This window comes from Actinomycetota bacterium, assembly GCA_009923495.1.
GTDB lineage: Bacteria > Actinomycetota > Actinomycetes > S36-B12 > UBA5976 > UBA5976.
In genome coordinates this window covers 1-1,429 of sequence record RFTJ01000051.1, presented here as the reverse complement: position 1 = coordinate 1,429, position 1,429 = coordinate 1, and the positions used below count along the sequence as shown (strand labels likewise).

Annotated in this window: 1 protein-coding gene; it reads left to right on the top strand. The window is 49.8% G+C overall.

Going from position 1 to position 1,429, the window contains the following annotated elements; translation table 11 throughout:
- Positions 1-16: 16 nt before the first annotated feature.
- Positions 17-1,429: hypothetical protein (locus EBS36_07435; GenBank protein ID NBU32980.1), on the top strand; the 1,413-nt coding region annotated here is incomplete at its 3' end.

Below are 1,429 nucleotides of genomic sequence, written 5' to 3'. Positions count from 1 at the left end.
CATCTACGTCAAGAAGATGATTGACCTAATCTTCACGCAAGCAGGATACAGGTACTCAAGCAACTTCTTTAACTCGGCAACCTTCAACAAGTTGGTGCTGCCCTATGCCGCAGGGACGATGCCTGTGAACTTATCGGGCAGCAACATCTTTGCAAGAAGTAATGGCGCAAGTTTTGCCACTGCAACAGGATTCCTGTTATTCCAAAACGATTCTACTCCACCGTTGTACGACCGCCCTGGTTATTGGGTGGCATCATCAAGCACATTCGTTGCTCCTGCACTACCGACACGGTGGAACATCAGGATGACGCTCAAGTTCACTTGGGCAACCGTGCAAACCGAACTGCCGTTTGGCCTCACAATTCGTGATGTCACCAATAACCAAGACCTTGCCGTGATTCCCAAGTACAATCCCGACAACTCATGGAACTCGGTATTTCAAAAAAACGTTTTTCAAGACGTGATATTCAATGACGTTACGATTCGAGCGGGAACAAACGTGAGGCTCATCGTTGACTGTCCAATCATCAACTACGACCAAGAACCCAACTGCAATATTCAATTCGAGTGCATTGAAAATCCGTCAAACATCGGGGTGCTGGATATGCGAACGGCCTTGCCTGCGGATGTTAAGCAAAGCGACCTCCTGCAAGACCTGCAGAAGATGTTCAACCTGCACATCATGGCCGATTCTCAAGACCCGAAACTCCTGTACATCGAGCCGTGGGTGGACTTTTACACTTCGGGCGTTGTGGATTGGTCGCAGAAAGCTGACGAGAACGCAGAACAAATCCTGACCAACGGCGACCCGAATGCCAGCACAAACCTCATCTTCAAGTACAAGGATATGGGCGACTATTTGTCCAAGACGTACAAGCAATCTTATCCACTTGCCAAGGAAGGTTATGGCGGTAAGCTATTCCCAACGCAAAATTTCTACGGAAAAGGCGACAAGGTAGTAGAAACTTCCTGCGGCACACTCATCCCTGCATCGTTCAGCACGGACAAGATTGTGGGCCGCACTTGGGATATTGACGGCACTCTTGCAAGTGGCACGGTCAAGTCGTTGCAGACAGGATACCGCTTGGCGCAGTACAACTTGATTGAGGGGAAAACCGAGTGGGCGTACCAGTACGGAGTGAGCGGCAACGTGGCTCTTTCGGTGGGGATTCTCAAGATGCCCTTCATCAGCCACATAGACAACCCCTATGCCCCGACTTTCGACCTTGCCTTCGAGATTCCTCGCTTGGTGTACTATAATGCCGTGAACGCAAGTGGCAGCACCATCAACTACACCAACAACAACCTGTTCAACAAATACTGGAAGAATTACGTCAACGAAACGGTGAGCAAGGAAGCCTTGCAGTTGGAATTGACCATGATGCTCTCCAGCGTGGACATCTACCAGCTTGATTTCCGCAAGCCCATC